The following is a 22,064-nucleotide window of genomic DNA, read 5'->3' as shown; positions in this document are numbered from 1 at the left end:
CTCAACCCGTTACCCCGCCCGTCAGCGACGCCGGGACCCACGCAAGTTCACAGCGCCGCCCCACACCCGGGCGTGCCGCTGGTCGCGTGCGGCCGAAGGGCCGCCGGGACGGAGGTGATCGTGGAGCTCCTGCTGCTCGTGACCGCACGGGCGGGTGAGCCGTCGGCGGTGTTGCCGGCGCTCGACCTGCTGCCGCACTCGGTCCGCACCGCACCCCGCGACGTCCGCACGCTGGTCTCCGGCCCGACCCCGGACGCCGTCCTGGTGGACGCCCGCTCGGAGTTGAGCGAGGCGCGGGCCACCTGCCGGATGCTCCACGCCACCGGGTTGGGCGTGCCGCTGGTCGCGGTGGTCACCGAGGCCGGCCTGATCGCGCTGAACGCCGACTGGGGCGTGGACGACGTGATCCTCGCCGCGGCCGGCCCGGCCGAGGTGGAGGCCCGGCTGCGGCTCGCGGTCGGCCGGTTGAGCAACGCCACCGCCGGCGCCGGCGGCTCGATCCGGGCCGGTGAGCTGAACATCGACCCGGACACCTACGCCGCGAAGCTGAAGGGCCGTCCGCTCGACCTCACCTACAAGGAGTTCGAGCTGTTGAAGTTCCTCGCCCAGCACCCGGGGCGGGTCTTCACCCGGGACCAGTTGCTCCGCGAGGTCTGGGGTTACGACTACTTCGGCGGCACGCGCACGGTGGACGTCCACGTCCGGCGCCTGCGCGCCAAGCTCGGTTCCGAGTACGAGTCGATGATCGGCACGGTCCGGCAGGTCGGTTACAAGTTCGTGGTGCCGCCGTCGCGTTCGCTGCCGGAGTCGGAGCCGGCCCCGCTCCCGGTCTGACCGCTCCCCCGACCGGGGAACAGTTTCGCTGAATGCCCTTTTTGCCCCATCAGTCAGTCATATCCTGACTGCCGGATTTGGCGGGTAAAGGGGGCGACGGTGCGCGCGGTGACCACGGGGGCGACGAACGGCCGGTACCACTGATGTCGGGCGCGACCGTGCGCGCGACCGGCATCGTGACCGTGGTGCTGGCCGGCCTGCTGGCCTCGGCCTACGTGCTGGGTCGCAGCCTGGTGCCGGAGCAGCACCCGACGACCACCGGGGTGGCCAGTTCCACCGCCGGGCCGCACTACGCCGACCAGCCACCGAGCACCGAGTTTCCCGCGGCGCCGGGCCGGGCACACCCCGACACCTCACCGGACGCCGACCCGAGCGCCCCGGACGGCGGTGACGACGGCCCCGGCCCGTTCGGCGCCCTGACCGCCACCGGCTCCGCCCGCGTCGCGTTGACGTTCGACGACGGCCCCGACCCCCGGTGGACCCCGCAGGTGCTCGCCCTGCTGAGCCAGTACGGGGTGAAGGCCACGTTCTGCGTCGTCGGCGAGAACGTCGAGAGCCACCCGGACCTGCTCCGGTCGATCGTGGCCGAGGGGCACACCGTCTGCAACCACTCCTGGCGACACGACGTCAACCTGGGCAAGCGGTCGCCCGAGACGATCCGCGCCGACCTGCTGCGCACCAACGACGCGATCCTGGCCGCCGCGCCCGACGCGCACATCGCGTACTACCGCCAGCCGGGCGGCGCCTGGACCGCTCCGGTGGTGTCGGTCTGCGCGGAGCTGGGCCTCACCCCGCTGCACTGGAACGTCGACCCGTCGGACTGGAAGGCGCCGGGCGCGACCACCATCGAGGCGACCGTCCGCACCCAGACCGGCCCCGGCGCGATCGTGCTCATGCACGACGCCGGCGGCGACCGTTCCGGCACCGTGGCCGCGTTGCAGCGCCTGCTGCCCGAACTGCTGGCCCGGTTCGAGCTGGAACCGCTGCCCCTCGACGCCCCGTGACGAGGGCCACCGCCACCCGCCCGGAGCCGGCGCGAACGGCGGCCCGCGGGCCGCTACCGTGACACGGATGAGCAGCACCGAGCCGACGGGCGACGCAGGGCGGGGCGCGGCCGAGGTCGCCCCGGCGGACCGGCTGACGCCGGACGAGGTCACCGAGGTGCTGGCGCTGGCCCGCGCCGCCGGCGACGCCGACGGCGCCGACCCGCTCGACGAACACGTGCTGCTGCGGCTGCGCGACCCGGCGGCCCCGGCCGTGCACCTCACCGCCCGGACCCCCGGCGGCGCCCTGACCGGCTACGCGCACCTCGACACCACCGCGCCTGCCGACGGCGTCGGCGTGGAGCTGGTCGTGCACCCCGCGCACCGACGCCGGGGCACCGGCCGGGCGCTGGCCCGGGCGGTGCTGGCCGCCGCCACCGGGCCGGTGCGCGCCTGGGCGCACGGCGACCACCCGTCGGCCGCCGCGCTCGCGGTCGATCTGGGTTTCACCCGGGCCCGGGTGTTGTGGCAGCTGCGCCGGCCGCTGACCGCCGCGCTGGCCGAGCCGAGCCTGCCCGAGGGGGTGGAGCTGCGCGCGTTCCGTCCGGGCGAGGACGACGAGGCCTGGTTGGCGGTCAACAACGCCGCCTTCGCCCAGCACCCCGAGCAGGGCCGGTGGACGCTGGACGACCTCCGCGTACGCCTCGGCGAATCGTGGTTCGACAGGGCCGGCTTCCTGCTCGCGGTCGAGTCCGGCACCGGCCGGCTGCTCGGTTTCCACTGGACCAAGGTGCACGAGCGGCCCGGGTCGGCCCCGATCGGCGAGGTCTACGTGCTCGGCGTCGACCCGTCCGCGCACCGGGGCGGGCTCGGCCGGGTCCTCACCGCCGCCGGCCTGACCTACCTGCGCGACCGGCGGGGGCTGGACCGGGTGATGCTCTACGTCGACGAGAGCAACACCGGCGCTGTCGCGCTCTACGAGCGGACCGGCTTCGCCCGCTGGTCCGCGCACGTCAACTACCAACTCGGCTGACCGCCGGCGGGCCGCCCGGGCGCGGTCACGGGAGCATCACGCGACAGGCTCGGCGCGATAACGGCTGCCCGGATAAATCGCACTAAAAGCGATAGCGGGTCGCGAGTTCACGAAATGGACAGTCCCCCCTCAGCGTACGGCCACCTCGCCGGCCGGACGTGTTCATCCCGCGTTCACTTACGACCGGCGAACCGTCCACCTGGCCCTCCTAACTTTCACGTCAGCCGGTCAGCGCCGGCCCCCGGCACCCCGGGCGACCTGACCAAAGACGTGAAGGGAAACCCCTGAAGTGAAGCTCCAGCGGCACGGCGCCATCGCCTGTCTCGCTCTTACCGCGGTTCTCGGTCTCAGCGCCTGCGGCTCGGACAACAACGAGCCGGCCGCCGGTGCCACCGGTTCCGCCGCCGCGGCGGACTGCGCCACCGGCACGCTGAACGCGCAGGGCTCCTCCGCGCAGAAAAACGCCATGGCCGAGTGGATCAAGGCCTACCAGCAGAAGTGCTCCGGCACCACGATCAACTACGAGCCGAGCGGCTCGGGCGCCGGCATCCAGGCGTTCATCGCCGGCACCGCCGACTTCGCCGGTTCCGACTCCGCCCTCAAGCCGGAGGAGCAGCCGCAGGCCGACGCCAAGTGCGCCGGCGGTCAGGCCCTCAACCTGCCGATGGTGATCGGCCCGGTCGCCGTGGTCTACAACGTCAGCGGCGCGGACAACCTCCAGTTCAGCCCGGCCACCCTGGCGAAGATCTTCGCCGGCAAGGTCACCAAGTGGGACGACGCGGCGATCAAGGCCGACAACCCGGACGCCAAGCTCCCGTCGACCGCGATCCAGGCGGTGCACCGCTCCGACGAGTCGGGCACCACCGACAACTTCACCAAGTACCTGTCCAAGACCGCCGAGGCGGACTGGACCCTGGGCAACTCCAAGGCGTGGAAGGCCCCGGGCGGCGTCGGCGCGGCCAAGTCCGACGGCGTGGCCAGCAAGGTCAAGAGCACCGACGGCACCATCAGCTACGTCGAGTGGTCGTACGCCGAGAACTCCGGCCTGAAGATGGCCAAGGTCAAGAACGGCGCCGGCGAGTTCGTCGAGCTGACCGGCGACTCGGCCGGCAAGACCATCGCCGGGGCCAAGTTCGAGGGCCAGGGCAACGACCTCAAGATGTCGATCGACTACAACACCAAGGAGGCCGGGGCCTACCCGATCGTCCTGGCGACCTACGAGATCGTCTGCAGCAAGGGCCTCGCCGCCGACAAGCTGCCCCTGGTCAAGGGCCTGCTCGGCCACGCCGCCAGCGCCGAGGGCCAGCAGGAGCTGGTGGAGCTGGGCTACGCCCCGCTGCCCGAGACCGTCCGCACCAAGGTCGAGGCCGCGGTCAAGAGCCTCTCCTGACGCCCTGATCGACACCTCCTCAACGCGAAGCGAGCGAGCAGATGGGTGACACCCCTCACCGCTCGGCGCACGCCGGCACCGGCGGGACCCCCGTGGCCATGAGCCACGAGCGGCCCGCCGGTGCCTCGGCGCGTGTGGCCGAGCGCTCCGGAAACCCCCTTGGCCGCCCCGGCGGCGACCTCGGCGGGGGCGGCGGCCTGCCCCGCGCCCGCGCCTTCGGCGCGGAACGGGCGTTCCGCGGCCTCACCCTGGCCGCCGGCACCACGGTGCTGGTGATCATCGCGGCCATCGCGATCTTCCTGATCGCCAAGGCCGTGCCGGCGCTGCGGGCCAACACCGAGTCGTTCTGGACCTTCGAGGGCTGGTTCCCGAACGACAACCCGCCGAAGTTCGGCATCGGCGCGCTCGCCTTCGGCACCGTCCTGAGCTCGCTGCTGGCGCTGCTCATGGCGGTGCCCGTCGCGCTCGGCATCGCCCTCTACCTGTCGCACTACGCCCCCCGCCGGCTCGGCAACGGACTCGGGTTCGTGATCGACCTGCTGGCCGCGGTGCCGAGCGTGGTCTTCGGACTCTGGGGCCGCGACTACTTCGCCCAGCCGGTCGCCGACCTCTCCGCCTGGCTGAACACGTACTTCGGCTGGATCCCGATCTTCGGCGACGGCCCGTACGGAAGCTCGATCCTGCTCGGCTCCGTGGTGCTGGCGATCATGGTGCTGCCGATCGTCACCTCGCTCTCCCGCGAGGTGTTCCGGCAGACCCCGACCGCCAACGAGGAGGCCGCGCTCGCGCTCGGCGCCACCCGCTGGGAGATGATCCGCACCGCGGTCCTGCCGTACGGCCGGCCGGGCGTCATCGCCGCGGTGATGCTGGGCCTGGGCCGGGCGCTCGGCGAGACCATCGCGCTGGCGCTCACGCTCGGCTCGACGTACGCCATCTCGTTCAACATCCTGCAGAGCGGCGGCAACTCGATCGCCGCGAACATCGCCAACCGGTTCGCCGAGGCGAACGACACCGGCCGCGGCGCCCTGATCGCCTCCGGCCTGGTGCTCTTCGCGATCACGCTGATCGTCAACATCACCGCGCGCGCGATCATCTACCGCCGCCGCGAGTTCACGGAGTCTGCGGCATGACCTCCACTCTCACCCCCTCCCGCCCGCGCCCGCCGGCCCAGCCGGCCACGCTGCGGGCCCGACGGCTCCCGGCGTACGCCGCGCCCGTCATCGCCGTCGCGGCGCTGCTGCTCGCGGCGGCCCTCGTGTACGGCGCCGGCATCGGCGGACCGGTCCTGGTCGTGGTGCTCGGCGCGCTGCTCTACCTGGCCGGTCTCTACGTCGCGACGAACGCGGTGGAGGGCCGGCGGTCCGCCCGCAACCGGACCTGGAGCGCGCTGATCCACTCCGCCTTCGTGCTGGCCGTGCTGCCGCTGGCCTCGGTGGTGTGGACGCTGGTCAGCAAGGGCTCCGAGCGGCTGGACGGCAACTTCTTCGGCACCTCGATGAACAACATCGGGGCGCGGGACGCCAACGGCGGCGCCTACCACGCGATCATCGGCACGCTGGAGCAGGTCGGCATCGCCGCCCTGATCACCGTGCCGCTCGGCGTGCTCTGCGCCATCTACGTGGTCGAGTACGGCCGGGGCCGGTTCGCGTTCACCATCCGCTTCTTCGTCGACGTGATGACCGGCATCCCGTCGATCGTCACCGGCCTGTTCGTGCTGGCGTTCTGGGTGCTGATCGTCTCGCCGTGGTTCAACGACGGCCGGCCGAGCTTCTCCGGCTTCGCCGCCGCGCTGGCGTTGAGCGTGCTCATGCTGCCCACCATCGTCCGGTCCACCGAGGAGATGCTCCGGCTCGTGCCGGCGCCGCTGCGCGAGGGCGCCTACGCCCTCGGCGTGCCGAAGTGGAAGACCATCCTGCGGGTCGTGCTGCCGACCGCGCTGCCCGGCATCGTCACCGGCATCATGCTCGCCATCGCGCGGGCCGCCGGCGAGACCGCGCCGGTGCTGCTCGTCGCCGGTGGTGGCGCCTCGATCAACTTCAACCCGTTCGAGAACAACCAGTCGTCGCTGGCCCTCTTCGTCTACCAGCAGGCCGGCGAGGCCTCGAAGTACTCGCCGGCGCGGGCGTGGACCGCGGCGCTCACCCTGGTCGCGCTCGTCCTCGTCCTGACCGTCGCGGCGAAGTTGCTGGCCCGTCGAAACCGGCTCGGCCGATGAACCCCGGAGGTACCGCCACCATGGCCAAGCGCGTCGAAGCCTCGAACGTCACCGCCTACTACGGCGGGTTCAAGGCGATCGAGAACATCAACCTGACCGTCGAGCCGAAGACGGTGACCGCCCTGATCGGCCCGTCCGGCTGCGGCAAGTCCACCTTCCTGCGGTCGATCAACCGGATGCACGAGGTGCTGCCCGGCGCCCGGGTCGAGGGCAACCTGACCATCGACGGGCAGGACATCTACGACCGCGACGTGGACGTCACGGCCGTACGCCGGATGATCGGCATGGTCTTCCAGCGGCCGAACCCGTTCCCCACCATGAGCATCTTCGAGAACGTGGTGGCCGGGCTGCGGCTCAACGGCGTCCGACGCAAGTCGATCCTGGAGGAGACGGCCGAGAAGGCGCTCCGCTCGGCGAACCTGTGGGACGAGGTCAAGGATCGGCTCGGCAAGCCCGGCGCCGGCCTCTCCGGCGGTCAGCAGCAGCGGCTGTGCATCGCCCGCACCATCGCGGTCGAGCCGCAGGTGGTGCTGATGGACGAGCCGTGCTCGGCCCTGGACCCGATCTCCACGCTGGCCATCGAGGACCTGATGTTCCAGCTGAAGGACAAGTTCACCATCATCATCGTCACGCACAACATGCAGCAGGCCGCGCGGGTGTCGGACCGCACCGCCTTCTTCTCGATCGAGAAGACCGGCGACCCGGGCCGCCTGATCGAGTACGACAACACCCAGAAGATCTTCAGCAACCCGAGCCAGAAGAAGACCGAGGACTACATCACCGGCCGCTTCGGCTGAGGTGCAAGGAGGGGCCCCCTGTTAACGCATTCTGCATAGCAGGGGGCCCCTCTTAACACCCCGCTCAGCGGAGCAGGAAGCGCGGCTGCGCCCCGTCCAGGTCCTCGATGCGCGGCAGGATGGGCGTACCCGGGTCGCGATCCGCGGCGGCGCGGGCCACGCCGGCCAGGTCGCCGGCGGCGGCGATCTCGCCCAGGGTGACCATCGTCGGCGGCAGCATGGTCAGCTCCCCCGCCTCCGCCCGGGCCAGCGCGTCCGCCGGGCGCAGCCACAGCGTGTGGTCGGCCTCGCCGGAGACGTCGCGGGTCCGCTGCCCCTCGGGCAGCAGCGCCACGAAGAAGTACGTGTCGAAGCGGCGCGGCTCGAACTCCGGCGTGATCCACCGGGTCCACGGCAGCAGCAGGTCGGACCGGAGCGTCAGACCGCGCCCGGCCAGCAGATCGGCGAAGCCGGTACGCCGACCCACCAGGTCCTGCCGGGCCGCCTCCCAGTCGTCGCCGCTCACGTCGCCGACCACGGTGCCCGCGTCCGGGCCGGCCAGCAGCACGCCCGCCTCCTCGAAGACCTCGCGGGCGGCGGCGCAGACCACCGCCTGCGCGTCCGCCGGGTCGAGCCGGAACCGCTCACCCCAGGCCGCCGGCTCCGGCCCGGCCCAGCCCAGGTGCGCCTCGGAGTCGGAGCGGTCCACCCCGCCGCCGGGGAAGGCGTACATGCCGCCGAACGTCATCGCCGCGACCCGGCGGATCAGGTAGACCTCGAAGTCGTCACCGGCCGGGCGGAGCAGCAGCACGGTGGCGGCGACCCGGGGCACCGCCGGCACGCCACCCTCGGCGTGGAACCGGCGGGCGTGCTCCACCAGGGCGGGGGGTGCGGCGAAGCCGTCAGTCGTCATGCGCCGAGCCTAGGCCCTGCCTCGCGGACCATGTTCGGCCGCAAGCAGCCGCCCCGTCCGCGCTCGGTTTCCGCCTGCGGCCGGCTTGCCGTGGCTGTGGCGCCCACCATGCGGTCGACAAGATCAATGGCATCATAGGCCGATGATCGATGGTCTCGATGCCGTGATCGCCAGGGTTCTCGACTGGGAGCCCGGGGCCGACGAAGCCCTGATCGCCGCCGGGCCGACCGGAGCGAGACGTGTCTTCGACCTCTACTACGGCAGGGCCACGGCGAACCTGGCCACGAGCGCTACTGGCCGGGATCTGGGCGACGGCTGGTCGGCCGCCCTGCACATCGCCGCCCTGGTCGCGCCCGAGGAGTTTCTCGCCCAGATGCCGAGCCGCGTCGGCACGACGGAGATCGTGATCCTCGGCGACATCAACGATCCCCGCGCTACGCGCATCCTCTGCGAGCAGGCTCGGCACGAGGACTTCCTGCACCGCGTCAACGCCGTCAGGGCACTGGCCAAGCACACCGGCCGGGCGAGCCGGGAGGCGGTCGAGCGGGCCCTCGCCGATGTGGACCTCGTGGTCCGCAGTGCGGCGATCCGCTGCGTCGCCGACACGGATCCCAGCCGGGGCAGGACCTTGTACGAGGCATTCCTGGAAGAGCCCAGCCTCACCCCACTCCTGCGGCAGGAGGCGCGGCGGGCGTTGTCGTATCTGCGTGAAGGCACTCCCATACCGCCCCAGCCGTGGTGAGGCGGCCGGATTCAGCTCGGTGGAGACGGCCAGTTCCTCGTCGACTTTCGCGATGAGAGAAGGTCCCGAACCGGTACTGACGTCCCGACGGGTGGATCACCCTGCCGGTCCCGGAGCGGGAAGGGATAACGTGCCGGGAATGACGCGTTGGGGAATCCTGGCCACCGGGCACATCGCCACCTGTTTCGCCGACGACCTGCGGCTGGTGCCGGACGCCGAACTGGTGGCGGTCGGGTCGCGCACCCGGGAGAGCGCCGAGACGTTCGCGCGGCGGCACGACGTGCCGCGGGCGTACGCCTCCTGGGCCGAACTGGCCGCGGACCCGGACCTGGACGCGATCTACGTGGCCACGCCGCACGCCGCGCACCACGAGGCGGCGCTGGCCTGCCTGGCCGGCGGCAAGGCGGTGCTGGTGGAGAAGCCCTGCACGCTGGACCTGCCCACCACCACCGAGCTGGTGGAGACGGCGCGCGCTCGCGGGCTCTTCCTCATGGAGGCCATGTGGATGCGGACCAATCCGCTGATCCTGCGGGTGCTGGAGCTGATCTCCGACGGCGCGATCGGCGAGGTGACCCACGTCCGGGCCGACTTCGGGGTGGCCGGGCCGTTCCCGCCCGAGCACCGGATGCGGAATCCCGCGCTGGGCGGGGGCGCGCTGCTCGACCTCGGCGTCTACCCGCTGAGCCTGGCCCACCTGGTGCTCGGCGCGCCGCAGCACGTGCGGGCGTGGGCGCGGCTGAGCCCGGAGGCGGTGGACGAGAACACCGACATCGTCCTGGGCTGGGACTCCGGCGCGGTGGCGACGTTGAGCTGCGGCATGGTGGGCGCCACCGCGATCACCGCGTCGATCACCGGGACCACCGGCCGGATCGAGCTGCCGGAGCCGTTCTTCCGGCCCGGGTCGGCGGTGCTGCACCGGCTCGACGCCGAGCCGGAGACGATCCCGGCGGACATGACCGGCGGCGGTTACCAGTACGAGGCGATCGAGGTGCAGCGCTGCCTGGCGGCCGGGCTGACCGAGAGCCCGCTGGTGCCGCACGCCGCCACGCTGGAGGTCATGACCCTGATCGACGACATCAAGGCCCGGATCGGCGTCTCCTACGTGTAAGGAGGGGCCCCTTCTTAACATCGGATGTTAAGAAGGGGCCCCTCCTCTACCTGAGGCGTTAAAAGGGGGCCCCGCCTTAAAACAGCGGGCGCACCAGCAGATACGCGAGGCAGGCGATCGCGGCGGCGGCCGGGAACGTGATGATCCAGGCGATCACGATGTTGCCGGCCACGTTCCAGCGCACCGCGGAGAGCCGCTTCGTCGCGCCCACACCCATGATCGCCGAGGTGATCGTGTGCGTGGTGGAGATCGGGGCCTTGAGCACCAGCGCGTTGAAGTAGAGCACCGCGCTGGCCACCGTCTCGGCCGCGAAGCCCTCCGCCGGGCCGAGGTCGATGATCTTCCGGCCCAGCGTCCGGATGATCCGCCAGCCGCCCGCGTACGTACCGAGCGCCAGCATCGTCGCGGAGGTCCAGAACACCCAGCCCGGGATGTGCGTCTTGCTCTCCTGGAAGCCGCCGGTGTAGAGCGCCAGCACGATGATGCCCATGGTCTTGGCGGCGTCCTGCATGCCGTGGCCGACCGACATGGCGGCGGCGGACACGGTCTGCGCCCAGCGGAAGCCCCGGCTGAGCTTGCCCGGCTGCCCCTTCCGGAACAGCCACATGATCGCGAGCATCACCAGGAAGCCGAGCACCAGGCCGACCACCGGCGAGAGGACCATCGGGATGATGACCTTCTCCAGGATGTTGCCCCACTGGACGATGCCGTCGGCGGCGAACAGGGTCGCGCCGACCAGGCCGCCGAAGAGGGCGTGCGAGGAGGAGGACGGCAGGCCGAAGTACCAGGTGATCAGGTTCCAGGCGATCGCGCCGAGTACGCCGGCGAAGACCACGCCGAGGCTCTCCACCCCGGTCGGTAGCGTCACCAGTCCGTCGCCGACCGTCTTGGCGACCCCGGCGCCGAAGTGCGCGCCGACGAAGTTGCCGACGGCGGCCAGGCCGAGCGCGATCCGGGGGGTCAGCGCCCGGGTCGAGATGCTGGTGGCGATCGCGTTGGCCGCGTCATGGAAGCCGTTCGTGTAGTCGAACGCCATGGCGACCGCGATCACCGCCAGCACGGCGATGAGTTCGGGTGTCACGGGATCAGGACTCCTTGACCGCGATGGTCTCGACGGTGTTGGCGACGTGCTCGAAGGCGTCGCAGGCGGCCTCCAGCTCGTCGGCCACCTCCTTCATCTTCAGCACCGTGAGCGCGTCGTACTCACCGGAGAAGAGCCGGACCAGCAGCATCCGGTACGCCTGGTCGCCGTCGTTCTCGAGCCGGTTGCACTCGATCCAGTAGTCCTCGAGGTCCTTCATCGACTTCAGTCGGGGCATCGCCTCGGCGGTGAGCTTGGCCTGCTGGTCGAGCACGTTGACCAGCTCGTGCAGCTCGCGCGGCAGCGACGGGAGCTTGGTCAGGCCGTACAGGTAGAGCAGGTTGCCGACCGCCTCCAGGTGGTCCATCACGTCGTCGAGCAGCGAGCCCAGCCGGTAGATGTCCTCCCGGTCGAAGGGCGTGATGAAGGTGGAGTTGATCTTCTTGTAGAGGTCGTGCGTGATCTGGTCGCTGTCGTGCTCGACCTCGGTCAGCCGCTCGCTGATCGACTGCACGTCCGCGCCGGGCAGACCCAACTCGTTGAGCAGGTCGGTCCCCTTCACCAGGTTCTGCGCGGCCCTGGTGAAGAGCTCGTAGAAGGCGCCCTCGGTGGGACGGAAGGAAAACTTCACAGCACGGACCTCGTCGTGTCGGTGGAAGGGTGGCCGTCGCCTGCGAGAGGCGTCTGCTCTGGGCATGCTAGGGACACGGTCGAACCCGGCATCGACCGGCCCACCCCTGGTCAGGCCCGATTCACCGCTCGTTCACCTGATGTTCACCTGATCACTTGCCGCCCTGGTCGCGTAACCGGTCACGCTCCCGTTCGACGTCGAAATCGGCAGGCGGATACCCCAGATCCAGCCCGTCGAACGTCTCCCGCAGCAGGTGGGCCAGCGCCCAGTCGCGGTACCACTTGCGGTCCGCCGGCAGCACGAACCAGGGCGCGGCGTCCGTCCCGCAACGCTCCAGCGCCTCGGTGTACGCGGCCCGGTAATCGTCCCAGCGGGCCCGGGTGTCCAGATCGCTCGGGTTGTACTTCCAGTACTTCGTCGGGTCGGTGAGCCGCTCCATCAGCCGCTCGCCCTGCTCCGCGTACGAGATGTGCAGCATGACCTTCACCACGGTCACGGACTGCTCGACCAGCTCCCGCTCGAAGTCGTTGATGATCGCGTACCGGGACCGCCAGGTGGCCTCGTCGACCAGTTCCTCCACCCGGGCGATGAGCACGTCCTCGTAGTGCGAGCGGTTGAACACGCCCACGTAGCCCGGTGGCGGCAGCGCCCGCCGGACGCGCCAGAGGAAGTCGTGCCGCCGCTCCTCCTCGGTCGGCGGGCCGAAGGAACGGATGTGCAGCCCGAGCGGGTTCATCGCGCCGGCCACCCGCTTGACGGCGCCGTCCTTGCCGCCGCAGTCCATGGCCTGGAGCACCAGCAGCACCCGGCGCGGCCGGTCACCGTCCAGCCGGGCGCCGGCCTGACTGGGCGCGCTGGTGGCGCTCCCCGGCCCGGCCGCGCCCTGGGCGGCGGCGTAGAGCATCTCCTGCTGCCGGCCCAGCTCCGCGCCGACCAGCTCGACCTGCCCACGGGCCCACTCCTTGCGCGCCGAACCGTGCCCGGCCGCCGCCGGCAACCCCGGCGTCGACCGGGGGTCGATCGCCGCCAGGTCCACCGCCCCCGGGCCCACCCGCAACAACTCCCGCATCGACCCGCCCTCGGGCCCCACCACGCCACTCATCCCCCGATCCTCACCCCGCAACCCCGATCATGGGTACGGCGTGCCCGGTACGCCCGTTTCGCGACCCAACCTCCACCCGCCCACCTCCTCCACCCGTTCCCAGGCCCGCCCCGCCCGTCGGCAGTCCCCGCCCCCGCCCGCCCGTTCACGGACCCGCCCCACCCCGTTCACGCACCTCACCCCATCTCGGAACCAGCGCTCACCTAACGGAATCGATCTTCCACAAAGTGGGATCGGTCCAGATCTTGGTACGAAACGGCGCCTATAGGGGCCGTTTCGTACCAAGATCTCCCGCCGGGATGGGCCGGACGGGCGCGAACGGCCGAACGCCAGGCGGCTTGGTCGCGGCGGCCGGCAGGGAGGACGGGTGAACGGCGGAGCCGGGCGGCGGATGAGCGGCGGACGGCAGGCAACGGAGCGGGCTGCGGACGGCAGGCAGCGGGCGGGCACGGCGGACGGTGGACGGTGGGCGGTGGGCGGTGGGCGGTGGGCGGTGCGGGTGGGCGAGCGGGAGAATGGGTGGGTGGACGAGCTTGCGGGGGAGTTCGAGGCGGAACGGGGGCACCTCCTGGCGGTCGCGCAGCGGATGCTGGGCAGCCGCAGCGAGGCCGAGGACGCCGTGCAGGAGACCTGGCTGCGCTTCTCGGGCGCGCTCGCCGACCCGGCCGAACGGGCCCGCGTCCGCGACGTGCGCGGCTGGTTGACCACCACCTGTTCCCGGATCTGCCTGGACGTGCTCCGCTCCGCCCGCGTGCGCCGCGAGGCGTACCCGGGTCAGTGGCTGCCCGAGCCGGTGGTGCGCGGCCTCCCTGCGGCGGACGGGTTCGCCCCCGACCCGGCCGAACGCGCGGTCCGGGCCGACCAGCTCGGCACCGCGCTGCTGGTGGTGCTGGAGCGGCTGACGCCGGAGCAGCGGGTGGCGTTCGTGCTGCACGACGTCTTCGCGGTGCCGTTCGGCGACGTGGCCGACGTGCTCGCCGTGACGCCGGAGGCGGCGCGGCAGCTCGCGTCCCGGGGGCGTCGGGCGGTGCACGGGCCGGACGCGCCACGGCACAGCGCCGACCTCGCCGAGCAGCGCCGCGTGCTCACCGCCTTCGCCGCCGCGGTGGAGTCCGGCGAGCTGGACCAACTGGTCCGGGTGCTGGCCCCGGACGTCATGTCGATCGGCGACTCCGGCGGGCACTTCCCGGCGGGGCGCCGGCCGGTGGTCGGCACCGACGCGGTCGGCCGCCTGCTCCTCGGCCTGTACGGCCAGGCCCGGGGGCGGGGCGCCCTGCGCGGCCGGCCGGTGCTGGTGGACGGCACGCTGGGGTGGCAGTCGGAGTTCCTCCACCGGGACGGGCGGACGATCCGGATGGTCACCTCGTTCGCGGTGCACGACGGGCGGGTCACCGGCGTGTTCAACCAGCTCAACCCGGACAAGGTGGCCGACCTGCCGCCGCTCGGGCCGGACGCCGCCTGGCCGCCGCGCTGGTGACCGCGGTTCAGACCACCAGGGCCAACCACTTGCGGTACGAGGTGGCGAACGGCTCGCTGCCGTCGCCGAGCGCGCCCAGCAGCCAGCGGGCCGCCGCCTCGGCCTCGGCGACCAGGTCGTCCGGGTAACCCCACCGGGCCCGGTGCTCGGCGAACTCGTCCTCGTCGCGCAGCTCGACGACGCCGGTCTCCCGGCGACGCACCACGTCCAGGTCGAGGTCGACCAGGTGGACCGTCTCCTCACCCTCCCAGCGGGCCGGGGTGGCGATGTCGCAGTAGACCTCGCTGGTGCGCGGCGGCGGGTTGAACATCCCGGTCCACCAGCCGTGCCGGGGCACCAGCAGGACGAACGGGATCTGCTCGACCGAGGGGCGGCCGTGGTAGACGGACTCGGTGCCGGCCGGCACGCCGAGCCAGACGCCGAGGTCGTCCTCGGCGAGCCGGCGGGCCGGGTAGTCGCGGTGCGCGCTGCCGTCGTACTTGCGGTAGATCACGCGGACCACGTCGCTCGGCATGCCTGGCACCCTAACCGATTCCGGCCACGCCTCGCGATCGGGAGGTAACCGGACGCGACGCAGGGTCCGCGCCACGCGGCCGGAGCGGCGGGACCCCCGTCGGTGCCGGCGGGTACGGTCGCACGGTGAGCCCGTCCCGCACCGCCACCGGCCCCGCTGTCCCGAAGAAACGCCGGGCCGGCCGCGCCGACGGCGGGGCGCTGCTGGCCGCCGCGGTGGGCGCGGTGCCGGGCGGCGCGGCCCGGCCGGGCCAGCAGCAGATGGCCGAGGCGATCGAGCGGAGCATCGCCTCCGGCGAGCACCTGCTGGTACAGGCCGGCACCGGCACCGGCAAGTCGCTGGCCTACCTCGCCCCGTCCCTGACCGTGGACGGTCCGGTGGTGGTCTCCACCGCGACCCTGGCGTTGCAGTCCCAGCTCGTCGACCACGACCTGCCCCGGCTGGCCGACGCGGTCGAGCCGGTGCTCGGCCGCCGCCCCACCTTCGCCGTGCTCAAGGGCCGCCACCACTACCTGTGCCTGGCCCGGCTGGACAGCTCGGTGGAGGACGAGCCGGACGACGCGCTCTTCGACGCGCCCCGTCCCGGCGGCACGAAGTGGCTGGGTGAGGCCGGCCGACTGGGCAAGCAGGTGCAGCGGCTGCGCGACTGGGCCGAGAAGACCGCCACCGGCGACCGCGACGAGCTGGACCCGGGCGTCGACGACCAGGTGTGGCGCAGCGTCTCCATGCCGGCCCGGGAATGCGTCGGGGCCAGCCGCTGCCCGTTCGGGCAGGAGTGCTTCGCGGAGGCGTCCCGGGCCCGCGCCCGGGAGGCCGACATCGTGGTGACCAACCACAGCCTGCTCGCGGTCGACATGCTCGCCGGGCGGCACATCGTGCCGCCGCACAAGCTGCTCGTGGTGGACGAGGCGCACGAACTGGCCGACCGCGTCTCCTCGGCCGCCCAGGCCGAGCTGGTGCCCGAGCTGATCGACCGTTCCACCCGGCGGGCCCGGCCGCTGCTCCGGCCCGACCTGGCCGACCGGCTCACCGAGGCCGGCGACGCGCTGACGGTGGGGCTGGCCGAGGCGCCGGCCGGTCGGCTCACCGCCGGCCTGCCGCCCGCGCTGCGGGAGGCGTGCACGCTGCTCGACGCGGCGACCCGGGCCGCGCTGGAGTCGATCGGCGACGTGAAGGCCGACGACCCCGACCCGGTCCGCAAGCAGCAGGCGAAGGCGGTGCTGGACGAGCTGTCCACCACCGCCCAGCGGCTGCTGGAGGAGGCCGACCACGACGTGGCCTGGGTGGAGAAGCCGGAGAACGGCAGCCGCCGGGCGCTGGTGGTGGCGCCGCTGTCGGTGGCCGGCACCCTCGCCACCCACCTCTACGACGAGCGCACCGTGGTCGCCACCTCGGCCACGCTCGCCCTGGGCGGTCGCTTCGACACGGTGGCCCGGGCGCTCGGGCTGGAGGCCCCGCCGCCCACCCCGCCGTCGCCGGCCGCCGCCGCGCTGGCCACCGCGGCCGCCGCGGGTCGCACCGCCGGGCCGGCCCCGGTGGCCAGCACCGAGGGCAGCCGGGCGGCGATCGGCACGGTCCCGGCCACGGAAGGGCCCGGCTGGCGGTCGCTCGACGTGGGCTCGCCGTTCGACTACGCCCGGCAGGGCATCCTCTACGTCGCCGCGCACCTGCCCCGCCCCAGCGTGTCCGGCCTGCCCACGGCCGCCGGCGAGGAGTTGCTGGCGCTGGTCGGGGCGCTCGGTGGGCGTACCCTCGGGCTCTTCTCGTCGCGACGGGCCGCCCAGCAGGCGGCGGAGCTGGTCCGGGCGCGGACCGACCTGCCCGTGCTGCTCCAGGGCGAGGAGGCGCTGCCGCTGCTGGTCCGCCGGTTCCGCCAGGAACGGGAGAGCTGCCTGTTCGGGGTGATGTCGCTCTGGCAGGGGGTGGACGTGCCGGGCGACGCCTGCCAGCTCGTGGTGATCGACCGGCTGCCCTTTCCCCGCCCCGACGAGCCGCTCGCCGCGGCCCGCGCGGCGGCGGTGGACGCGGGCGGCGGCTCCGGGTTCGCGGCGGTGAGCGTGCCGATCGCCGCGGTCCGGCTGGCGCAGGGCGTCGGCCGGCTGATCCGGGCCACCGGTGACCGGGGCGTGGTGGCGGTGCTCGACTCGCGGCTGGAGACGGCGCGCGGCTACGGCCCGTTCCTGCGCCGGTCGTTGCCGCCGTTCTGGTACACCACCCGGCCCGAGGTGGCCCGGGGCGCGTTGGAACGGCTCGCCAAGAGCTGACGCCCGCGCCTCCCCGGGTGGGGTGACGCGGGCGTCGACGGGTCGGGCCGGGTCAGGGCGCCTGGGAGGCGACCACCACGGCGTCCGGCGGGGTGTCCGGCACGGTACGCGCGGCGAGCCGCCGGACCGCGGTGTTGAGCACGGCGATCAGCGGCACCGCGACCAGCGCGCCGGCGATGCCGGCCAGCACCACGCCGGCGGCGATGCCGATGATCACGGCGAGCGGGTGGATGGCCACCGCCCGACCCATGATCAGCGGCTGGAGCACGTGCCCCTCGACCTGCTGCACGCCGATGACCACGCCCAGGATGATCAGGGCGGTCACCGGACCGCTGTCGACCAGCGCCACCAGCACGGCGACCACGCCGGACAGGAAGGCGCCGACGATCGGGATGAACGCGCCCAGGAACACCAGCGCGGCGAGCGGGAACGCGAACGGGATGTCGAAGACGACCAGGAAGATGCCGATGCCGACGGCGTCGATGAACGCGACCAGGACGGTGGCCCGGACGTACGCGCCGAGCGTCGCCCAGGACGCGCGCCCGGCGTCGTCGACCTTCCAGCGCGCGGCGACCGGCAGCAGCCGCACCAGGAACCGCCAGATGTTGTTGCCGTCGCGGAGGAAGAAGAACGTCGCGAACAGCACCAGGACGGTGCCGGTGAGCACCTCGGCCAGCGTGGCGGCGGTGCTGAGCGCGCCGCTGGTGAACCGCTCCGTGTTGCCGTTGATCCAGCTCTGCGCCTCGTCGATGTAGCGGTTGAGCTGGCTGTCGGACAGGTGCAGCGGGCCGGTCTTGAACCAGTCCTGGATCTGCCGGACGCCCTGGGAGGACTTCTCGCTCAGCTCCGGCACGCCCTGGATGAACTCGTTGACCACCAGCGTCAGCGTGCCGATCACCGCGGCCAGGCCGCCGACCAGCACCACGCCGGTCGCCAGCGAGCGGGGAAGTCGGGCCTTGAGCAGCCAGCCGACCGCCGGCGCGAGCAGCGCCGAGAGGAGAAGGGCGACGGTCAGCGGGATGATCACGATGCTGATCGTGCCGACGATCTTGAGCAGCGCCCAGGTCACGATGCCGATCACGATCAGGCGCCAGCACCACGCGGCGGCGATCCGCAGCGCGTGCGGCACCTCCGTGTCGTCGCGGCTGACGGTCGAGTTGTGCATCGCGGCCGGCGGCTCCGCGCCCACCACGGTCGCCGACGGCGCCGCCACCGGACCCGGCGAGACGGGCGAGGCCACGCCCGCGCCGGGCGGTGCCGCGTCCGGCTCCTCCCGGCCGGACCGGACGGACTCCCGGCCCGACTCGTACGCGCGGCGGAGCCGTCCGCGCATCCGCTCGAAGCGGCTCAAGCGCACCTCCGGCAAAGTTGGCCCACCCACGTCACAGGGGGGACAGGATACGTCCGACCGCCCCACCCTAGGGCGGCTCCGCCACACATTGCCCCGCCACGGCACGGGCCAACCACGCCGGGATCGACAGCGGGGCACGCGGTAGCGTCTTCGCGTGACCGCCGACCAGAGTCTCGACGCCGGGCTGCCCATCCGCCTGCTGCACGACCGCGTGCTCGTGCGTACCGAGGGCGCCGAGGGGGAACGCCGCTCCACCGCCGGCATCGTGATCCCGGCGACCGCGGCGGTCGGCAAGCGGCTGGCCTGGGCCACCGCGGTCGGCGTGGGGCCGAACGTACGCGCGATCGTCTCCGGCGACCGGGTCCTGTTCGACCCCGACGACCGCTCCGAGGTCGAGCTGCACGGGCGGGCGTACGTGCTGCTGCGCGAGCGGGACGTGCACGCCGTGGCGGCCGAGCGGGTGGAGACCACCGCCGCCGGGTCCACCGGCCTCTACCTGTAGCCCGCCCCCGGGCGCTGTTTGCGGCGCGGCCCGGCGGGAAGCCCAGGCACCTCAGCGCCCTGGGGAGGGACCATGCCGGTAGTGATCAAGAAGATCCTCGCCTGGGGATTCCTCGCGTTCCTGATCTACTTCATGGCGTTCCGGCCCGACGGCGCGGCGCAGCTGTTCAAGGGGATCGGCGTGGCACTGATGGCCATCGCCCAGGGGCTCGGCGACTTCCTCACCGGGCTGGTGGCCTGACGGTCAGCCGCCCGGGTGCCACGGGTGCGGGCCGTGACCGACCGGCGGCGGTGGCGGGGCCAGCACCACCGGGATCGGCACCACCGGCTCGTCCGGCGCGTCGACCGTGCGCTGCGACCCGTCCGGGAACCGCAGGTGGTAGCGCTGACCGTCCCACACCCCGACCGGCGCCTGCGGGTCGCGGCCGACGAAGAACGACCGGTACGCGGCGATCGCGTCCAGCAGCTCCCGTTCCTCCCGTGCCGTCCGGTCCCGCTCGGCGGGCTTGCGGTCCAGCCCCCGGCGCATCCCGTCGCGCAGCAATGCCAACCGGGTCGCGGCGAACTGGTAGCCGCGCATCGCCTTCACGCCGCCGTCGCCGGCCACCCGGCGGGCCCAGGTGCGGGCCGCGTGCCGCCGGCCCAGACTGCCCAGCGCCGCCACCTCCGGCGGGGTCAGCCAACCCGCCCGCACGTAGTCCGGCAGGGTGCGTTCGGTGAGCCGCCCCTCCCAGGCCCGCAGCCACACCGCGAGCCCCACCATGGCGAAGAAGATCGGCACCATCACGCCGAGGTAGCCGTAGAGCGCGATCACCGGCTGCCCGGTGGCCTGGGCCAGCGAGGGCAGCAGGTTCCAGGTGCCGTGCAGCATCATGGCCAGCAGCAGGCCGGCCAGCGGGGCGAGGATCCGGACCCGGCGGTCGGCGGTCCGCGCGGCCACACCCAGCCCGACGCCGGTCATCGAGGTGAACAGCGGGTGGGCGAAGCCGAACAGCAGGATCCGCACGATGAAGATCGCGATGACCTGCTGGGCGCCGGTGGCCGGGCCGTACTCCTCCACGCCGGTGCGGTAGCCGTAACCGCCCAGGTAGAGGATGTTCTCGACCATGGCGAAGCCGACCGCGGAGAGCCCGCAGTAGACCAGGCCGTCGGTGACGCCGGAGAACTCCCGCCGGCGGAAGATCAGCAGCAGGATCGGGCCGGCCGCCTTGGTCAACTCCTCGATGAACGGCGCGACCAGCACGGCGGTCAGCGCCGTGGGCAGCCCCCGGTCCTCGAACAGCCGCGCGCCCGTCTCGTTGACCAGCAGCGAGATCGCGGTGGAGACGAAGGCGCCCCAGGCGAAACAGAAGATCAGGTATTTCAGCGGCTCGGGCTCGTAGCGGTCGAGCCAGAGGAAGCAGGAGACCAGCACCGGCACCGGCAGGATCGCCGCGATCACGCCGACCAGCAGCGCCTCCGCGCCCAGGCTCTCGCCCAGCGTGAAGACCATGAACAGCGCGCCGGCCGCGATCAGCAGCACCACCCCGGCCAGCGCCAGGAAACGTCGCCAACCGAGCCGGCGCAGCGGCATCCGGGGCGTCGGCGCGCCGGGCGGCGGGGCGGCGGGCGCGGACGGCGGCGGCGGCGCTCCGCCGGGCGGGGTGACGACCATGCGGTCAGCGTAGTCACCCGCGCCCCACTGGTCCGGCCGCATCGCGACGGCTATGCTCCCGACAGGTCACGAGCGCCAGCGTCAAGCCCCGGCTTGCTGGCCGGCAACCCTCGTCGAGGTTCGCGGTGGGGTGCCCCGGGTGATGACCGGGCCCCGCGCCGATCCGTGCGCTGGGCAAGCGCGGACCCCGTCCCGACACCTCGGGGTCCCCCGGTGACCCGGAGGCTCCGGCATGACCCTCACCCTCGTACCGCCCGCTCCTGTGCTGCCCACGCCGGTCCGGCCCGACCCGCTCGGCGTGCTCGGCGTACCGGGGGAGATCAACCTGGACCACGCCGCCAGCGCGCCGTGCGCGCGGGCCGCGGCCGACGCGGTGGCCGAGCTGCTTCCCTGGTACGCGAGCGTGCACCGCGGCGCGGGCGCGCTGTCCCGGCGCTGCACGCTGGCCTACGAGCGGGCGCGGCAGAGCGTGGCGGACTTCGTCGGCGCCCGCCCCGACGATCACGTGATCTTCACCCGGAACACCACCGACGCGGTGAACCTGCTGGCCCGGGCGCTTCCCGCCGGCACCACGGTGGTCACGTTCGGCGGCGAGCACCACGCGAACCTGCTCCCCTGGCCGCGCGGCTCGGTGCGGCTGCCGGTCCCGGACAGCCCGGCCGGCGCGGTCCGGTCCCTCGCCGCGGCGCTCGGCGAGCTGGCCCGTGACGCCCGGCCCGGACTGCCGGTGCTGGTCGCGGTGACCGGCGCCAGCAACGTGACCGGCGAGTGCTGGCCGGTCGCCGACCTGGCCCGGGTGGCCCACCGGCACGGCGCCCGCATCCTGGTCGACGCCGCCCAACTGGCCCCGCACGCGCCGGTCGACCTGACCGCGTCGGACGTGGACTACCTGGCGCTCTCCGGTCACAAGCTCTACGCCCCGTTCGGCGCGGGCGTGCTGGTCGGGCGGGCGGACTGGCTGGACGCCGCACCGCCGTACCTGGCCGGCGGCGGGGCCACCAGCCACGTCGGCGCGGCCACCCACGAGGTGCGCTGGGCGACCGGCCCGGCGCGCCACGAGGCGGGCACCCCGAACCTGCTCGGCGCGGTGGCGCTGGGCGCGGTCTGCGAGGCGCTCGCGGCCGCCGACCGGAGCGCGCTGCACGCCCGGGAGCAGGCCCTGCTGGCCCGGCTGCGGTCCGGTCTGGCCGCCCTGCCCGACGTGGTGGAGCTGCGCGCGTTCGGCCCGGAGGCGCCCCGGGTGGGCATCGTCAGCTTCGTGGTCGCCGGGCGGGACTCCGCCGAGGTGGCCGCCCACCTGGCGACCCGGCACCGGATCGGGGTGCGGGACGGCCTGTTCTGCGCCCACCCGCTGACCCGCCGCCTGCTGTCCGAGGCCGCCGCGCGCTCCGGCCGCACCGACCTGCCCCCCACCGCCCTGCGCGCCAGCCTCGGCCTGGGCACCACCGCACAAGAGGTGGACACCCTCCTCACCGCCCTCGCCACCCTCCCCTGA

General features: G+C 73.1%; 20 protein-coding genes, 2 pseudogenes and 1 riboswitch. Of the genes and pseudogenes, 15 read left to right on the top strand and 7 right to left on the bottom strand.

Annotated features, from left to right (window positions below; all coding sequences use genetic code 11):
* Positions 1 to 114 precede the first annotated feature (114 nt).
* The 7 genes from GA0070622_RS05065 to pstB all read left to right on the top strand — a co-directional run bounded on the left by GA0070622_RS05065 (position 115) and on the right by pstB (position 7,252).
* On the top strand, positions 115 to 834 hold the full coding sequence (locus GA0070622_RS05065; protein ID WP_217428853.1) for a winged helix-turn-helix transcriptional regulator: 720 nt from the start codon (positions 115 to 117) through the stop codon (positions 832 to 834).
* A 143-nt stretch (positions 835 to 977) separates the two neighbouring features.
* The gene (locus GA0070622_RS05060; RefSeq protein ID WP_091569158.1) at positions 978 to 1,838 is read left to right on the top strand and encodes a polysaccharide deacetylase family protein; all 861 of its coding nucleotides are present in this window, start codon (positions 978 to 980) and stop codon (positions 1,836 to 1,838) included.
* Between the two features lie 67 nt (positions 1,839 to 1,905).
* On the top strand, positions 1,906 to 2,850 hold the full coding sequence (mshD, locus tag GA0070622_RS05055) for a mycothiol synthase (RefSeq protein ID WP_091569156.1): 945 nt from the start codon (positions 1,906 to 1,908) through the stop codon (positions 2,848 to 2,850).
* A 289-nt stretch (positions 2,851 to 3,139) separates the two neighbouring features.
* A complete protein-coding gene (gene pstS, locus GA0070622_RS05050) occupies positions 3,140 to 4,240 on the top strand; it encodes a phosphate ABC transporter substrate-binding protein PstS (protein ID WP_091569153.1) in 1,101 nt (366 codons plus the stop codon).
* A 41-nt stretch (positions 4,241 to 4,281) separates the two neighbouring features.
* Positions 4,282 to 5,370 (top strand): phosphate ABC transporter permease subunit PstC, encoded by a 1,089-nt coding sequence (gene pstC, locus GA0070622_RS05045; protein ID WP_091569150.1) that lies wholly within the window; start codon positions 4,282 to 4,284, stop codon positions 5,368 to 5,370.
* Positions 5,367 to 6,455: a phosphate ABC transporter permease PstA gene (pstA, locus tag GA0070622_RS05040; RefSeq protein WP_091569148.1), complete on the top strand. Its 1,089-nt coding sequence runs from the start codon at positions 5,367 to 5,369 to the stop codon at positions 6,453 to 6,455. Before pstC ends, pstA begins: the two co-directional genes overlap by 4 nt.
* Positions 6,456 to 6,475: 20 nt before the next feature.
* Positions 6,476 to 7,252 (top strand): phosphate ABC transporter ATP-binding protein PstB, encoded by a 777-nt coding sequence (gene pstB, locus GA0070622_RS05035; RefSeq protein ID WP_091569147.1) that lies wholly within the window; start codon positions 6,476 to 6,478, stop codon positions 7,250 to 7,252.
* A gap of 64 nt (positions 7,253 to 7,316) precedes the next feature.
* Here pstB and GA0070622_RS05030 read toward each other — a convergent pair whose 3' ends face one another.
* A complete protein-coding gene (locus GA0070622_RS05030) occupies positions 7,317 to 8,144 on the bottom strand; it encodes an NUDIX hydrolase (protein ID WP_091569146.1) in 828 nt (275 codons plus the stop codon).
* Between the two features lie 142 nt (positions 8,145 to 8,286).
* Between GA0070622_RS05030 and GA0070622_RS05025 the strand changes: the two genes are divergently transcribed.
* Both GA0070622_RS05025 and GA0070622_RS05020 read left to right on the top strand, forming a co-directional pair.
* Positions 8,287 to 8,886, top strand: coding sequence for a HEAT repeat domain-containing protein (locus GA0070622_RS05025; RefSeq protein ID WP_091569144.1), 600 nt, complete (start codon positions 8,287 to 8,289; stop codon positions 8,884 to 8,886).
* 139 nt (positions 8,887 to 9,025) lie between these two features.
* Positions 9,026 to 9,994: a Gfo/Idh/MocA family protein gene (locus GA0070622_RS05020; protein ID WP_091569142.1), complete on the top strand. Its 969-nt coding sequence runs from the start codon at positions 9,026 to 9,028 to the stop codon at positions 9,992 to 9,994.
* 76 nt (positions 9,995 to 10,070) lie between these two features.
* On the opposite strand, the gene GA0070622_RS05015 is transcribed toward GA0070622_RS05020, so the two are convergent.
* From GA0070622_RS05015 to GA0070622_RS05005, 3 genes are all read right to left on the bottom strand, one after another.
* Entirely contained in the window at positions 10,071 to 11,075 is a 1,005-nt protein-coding gene (locus GA0070622_RS05015) for an inorganic phosphate transporter (protein WP_091569139.1), read from the bottom strand.
* Positions 11,076 to 11,079: 4 nt separating this feature from the next.
* A complete protein-coding gene (locus GA0070622_RS05010; protein WP_089157475.1) occupies positions 11,080 to 11,706 on the bottom strand; it encodes a DUF47 domain-containing protein in 627 nt (208 codons plus the stop codon).
* Between the two features lie 151 nt (positions 11,707 to 11,857).
* Positions 11,858 to 12,808, bottom strand: a complete 951-nt coding sequence (locus GA0070622_RS05005) for a PPK2 family polyphosphate kinase (protein ID WP_091569136.1) — start codon at positions 12,806 to 12,808, stop codon at positions 11,858 to 11,860.
* A gap of 523 nt (positions 12,809 to 13,331) precedes the next feature.
* Here GA0070622_RS05005 and sigJ point away from each other — a divergent pair.
* On the top strand, positions 13,332 to 14,285 hold the full coding sequence (gene sigJ / locus GA0070622_RS05000; RefSeq protein ID WP_091576897.1) for an RNA polymerase sigma factor SigJ: 954 nt from the start codon (positions 13,332 to 13,334) through the stop codon (positions 14,283 to 14,285).
* A gap of 7 nt (positions 14,286 to 14,292) precedes the next feature.
* Here sigJ and GA0070622_RS04995 read toward each other — a convergent pair whose 3' ends face one another.
* A complete protein-coding gene (locus GA0070622_RS04995; protein ID WP_091569133.1) occupies positions 14,293 to 14,799 on the bottom strand; it encodes a DUF402 domain-containing protein in 507 nt (168 codons plus the stop codon).
* Positions 14,800 to 14,924: 125 nt separating this feature from the next.
* On the opposite strand from GA0070622_RS04995, the pseudogene GA0070622_RS33645 reads away from it, so the two are divergent.
* Positions 14,925 to 16,256 (top strand): annotated as a pseudogene (locus tag GA0070622_RS33645) (ATP-dependent DNA helicase); the annotation flags it as partial.
* 120 nt (positions 16,257 to 16,376) lie between these two features.
* Positions 16,377 to 17,063 (top strand): annotated as a pseudogene (locus GA0070622_RS33640) (ATP-dependent DNA helicase); the annotation flags it as partial.
* A 52-nt stretch (positions 17,064 to 17,115) separates the two neighbouring features.
* On the opposite strand, the gene GA0070622_RS04985 reads toward GA0070622_RS33640, so the two are convergent.
* Complete coding sequence (locus GA0070622_RS04985; protein ID WP_245666125.1) at positions 17,116 to 18,414, bottom strand: AI-2E family transporter; 1,299 nt, start codon at positions 18,412 to 18,414, stop codon at positions 17,116 to 17,118.
* Between the two features lie 154 nt (positions 18,415 to 18,568).
* Between GA0070622_RS04985 and GA0070622_RS04980 the strand changes: the two genes are divergently transcribed.
* Both GA0070622_RS04980 and GA0070622_RS32405 read left to right on the top strand, forming a co-directional pair.
* On the top strand, positions 18,569 to 18,916 hold the full coding sequence (locus GA0070622_RS04980; RefSeq protein WP_091569126.1) for a GroES family chaperonin: 348 nt from the start codon (positions 18,569 to 18,571) through the stop codon (positions 18,914 to 18,916).
* Positions 18,917 to 18,988: 72 nt separating this feature from the next.
* Positions 18,989 to 19,156: a hypothetical protein gene (locus GA0070622_RS32405; protein WP_172967907.1), complete on the top strand. Its 168-nt coding sequence runs from the start codon at positions 18,989 to 18,991 to the stop codon at positions 19,154 to 19,156.
* Between the two features lie 3 nt (positions 19,157 to 19,159).
* Here the strand turns inward: GA0070622_RS32405 and GA0070622_RS04975 are convergent, their stop codons facing one another.
* Complete coding sequence (locus GA0070622_RS04975) at positions 19,160 to 20,611, bottom strand: PrsW family intramembrane metalloprotease (RefSeq protein ID WP_091569123.1); 1,452 nt, start codon at positions 20,609 to 20,611, stop codon at positions 19,160 to 19,162.
* A 22-nt stretch (positions 20,612 to 20,633) separates the two neighbouring features.
* A riboswitch (SAM riboswitch) is annotated at positions 20,634 to 20,756 on the top strand.
* Between the two features lie 45 nt (positions 20,757 to 20,801).
* Here GA0070622_RS04975 and GA0070622_RS04970 point away from each other — a divergent pair.
* Positions 20,802 to 22,064, top strand: coding sequence for an aminotransferase class V-fold PLP-dependent enzyme (locus GA0070622_RS04970; protein ID WP_091569120.1), 1,263 nt, complete (start codon positions 20,802 to 20,804; stop codon positions 22,062 to 22,064).

Source organism: Micromonospora sediminicola (assembly GCF_900089585.1).
In the GTDB taxonomy this organism is placed as follows: domain Bacteria; phylum Actinomycetota; class Actinomycetes; order Mycobacteriales; family Micromonosporaceae; genus Micromonospora; species Micromonospora sediminicola.
Note: the sequence above shows the minus strand (reverse complement) of the source record. Positions and strands in the feature narration are given on the sequence as shown.

What these genes read in the sequence shown, in the direction of transcription:
- GA0070622_RS05005 (WP_091569136.1), bottom strand. Translation starts at nt 12,808, where the DNA reads ATGAGTGGCGTGGTGGGGCCCGAGGGCGGGTCGATGCGGGAGTTGTTG.
- GA0070622_RS05030 (WP_091569146.1), bottom strand. Translation starts at nt 8,144, where the DNA reads ATGACGACTGACGGCTTCGCCGCACCCCCCGCCCTGGTGGAGCACGCC.
- GA0070622_RS05060 (WP_091569158.1), top strand. Translation starts at nt 978, where the DNA reads ATGTCGGGCGCGACCGTGCGCGCGACCGGCATCGTGACCGTGGTGCTG.
- GA0070622_RS04970 (WP_091569120.1), top strand. Translation starts at nt 20,802, where the DNA reads ATGACCCTCACCCTCGTACCGCCCGCTCCTGTGCTGCCCACGCCGGTC.
- mshD (WP_091569156.1), top strand. Translation starts at nt 1,906, where the DNA reads ATGAGCAGCACCGAGCCGACGGGCGACGCAGGGCGGGGCGCGGCCGAG.
- pstB (WP_091569147.1), top strand. Translation starts at nt 6,476, where the DNA reads ATGGCCAAGCGCGTCGAAGCCTCGAACGTCACCGCCTACTACGGCGGG.
- GA0070622_RS04975 (WP_091569123.1), bottom strand. Translation starts at nt 20,611, where the DNA reads ATGCGGCCGGACCAGTGGGGCGCGGGTGACTACGCTGACCGCATGGTC.
- GA0070622_RS05025 (WP_091569144.1), top strand. Translation starts at nt 8,287, where the DNA reads ATGATCGATGGTCTCGATGCCGTGATCGCCAGGGTTCTCGACTGGGAG.
- pstA (WP_091569148.1), top strand. Translation starts at nt 5,367, where the DNA reads ATGACCTCCACTCTCACCCCCTCCCGCCCGCGCCCGCCGGCCCAGCCG.
- GA0070622_RS04995 (WP_091569133.1), bottom strand. Translation starts at nt 14,799, where the DNA reads ATGCCGAGCGACGTGGTCCGCGTGATCTACCGCAAGTACGACGGCAGC.
- GA0070622_RS05020 (WP_091569142.1), top strand. Translation starts at nt 9,026, where the DNA reads ATGACGCGTTGGGGAATCCTGGCCACCGGGCACATCGCCACCTGTTTC.
- pstC (WP_091569150.1), top strand. Translation starts at nt 4,282, where the DNA reads ATGGGTGACACCCCTCACCGCTCGGCGCACGCCGGCACCGGCGGGACC.
- GA0070622_RS32405 (WP_172967907.1), top strand. Translation starts at nt 18,989, where the DNA reads ATGCCGGTAGTGATCAAGAAGATCCTCGCCTGGGGATTCCTCGCGTTC.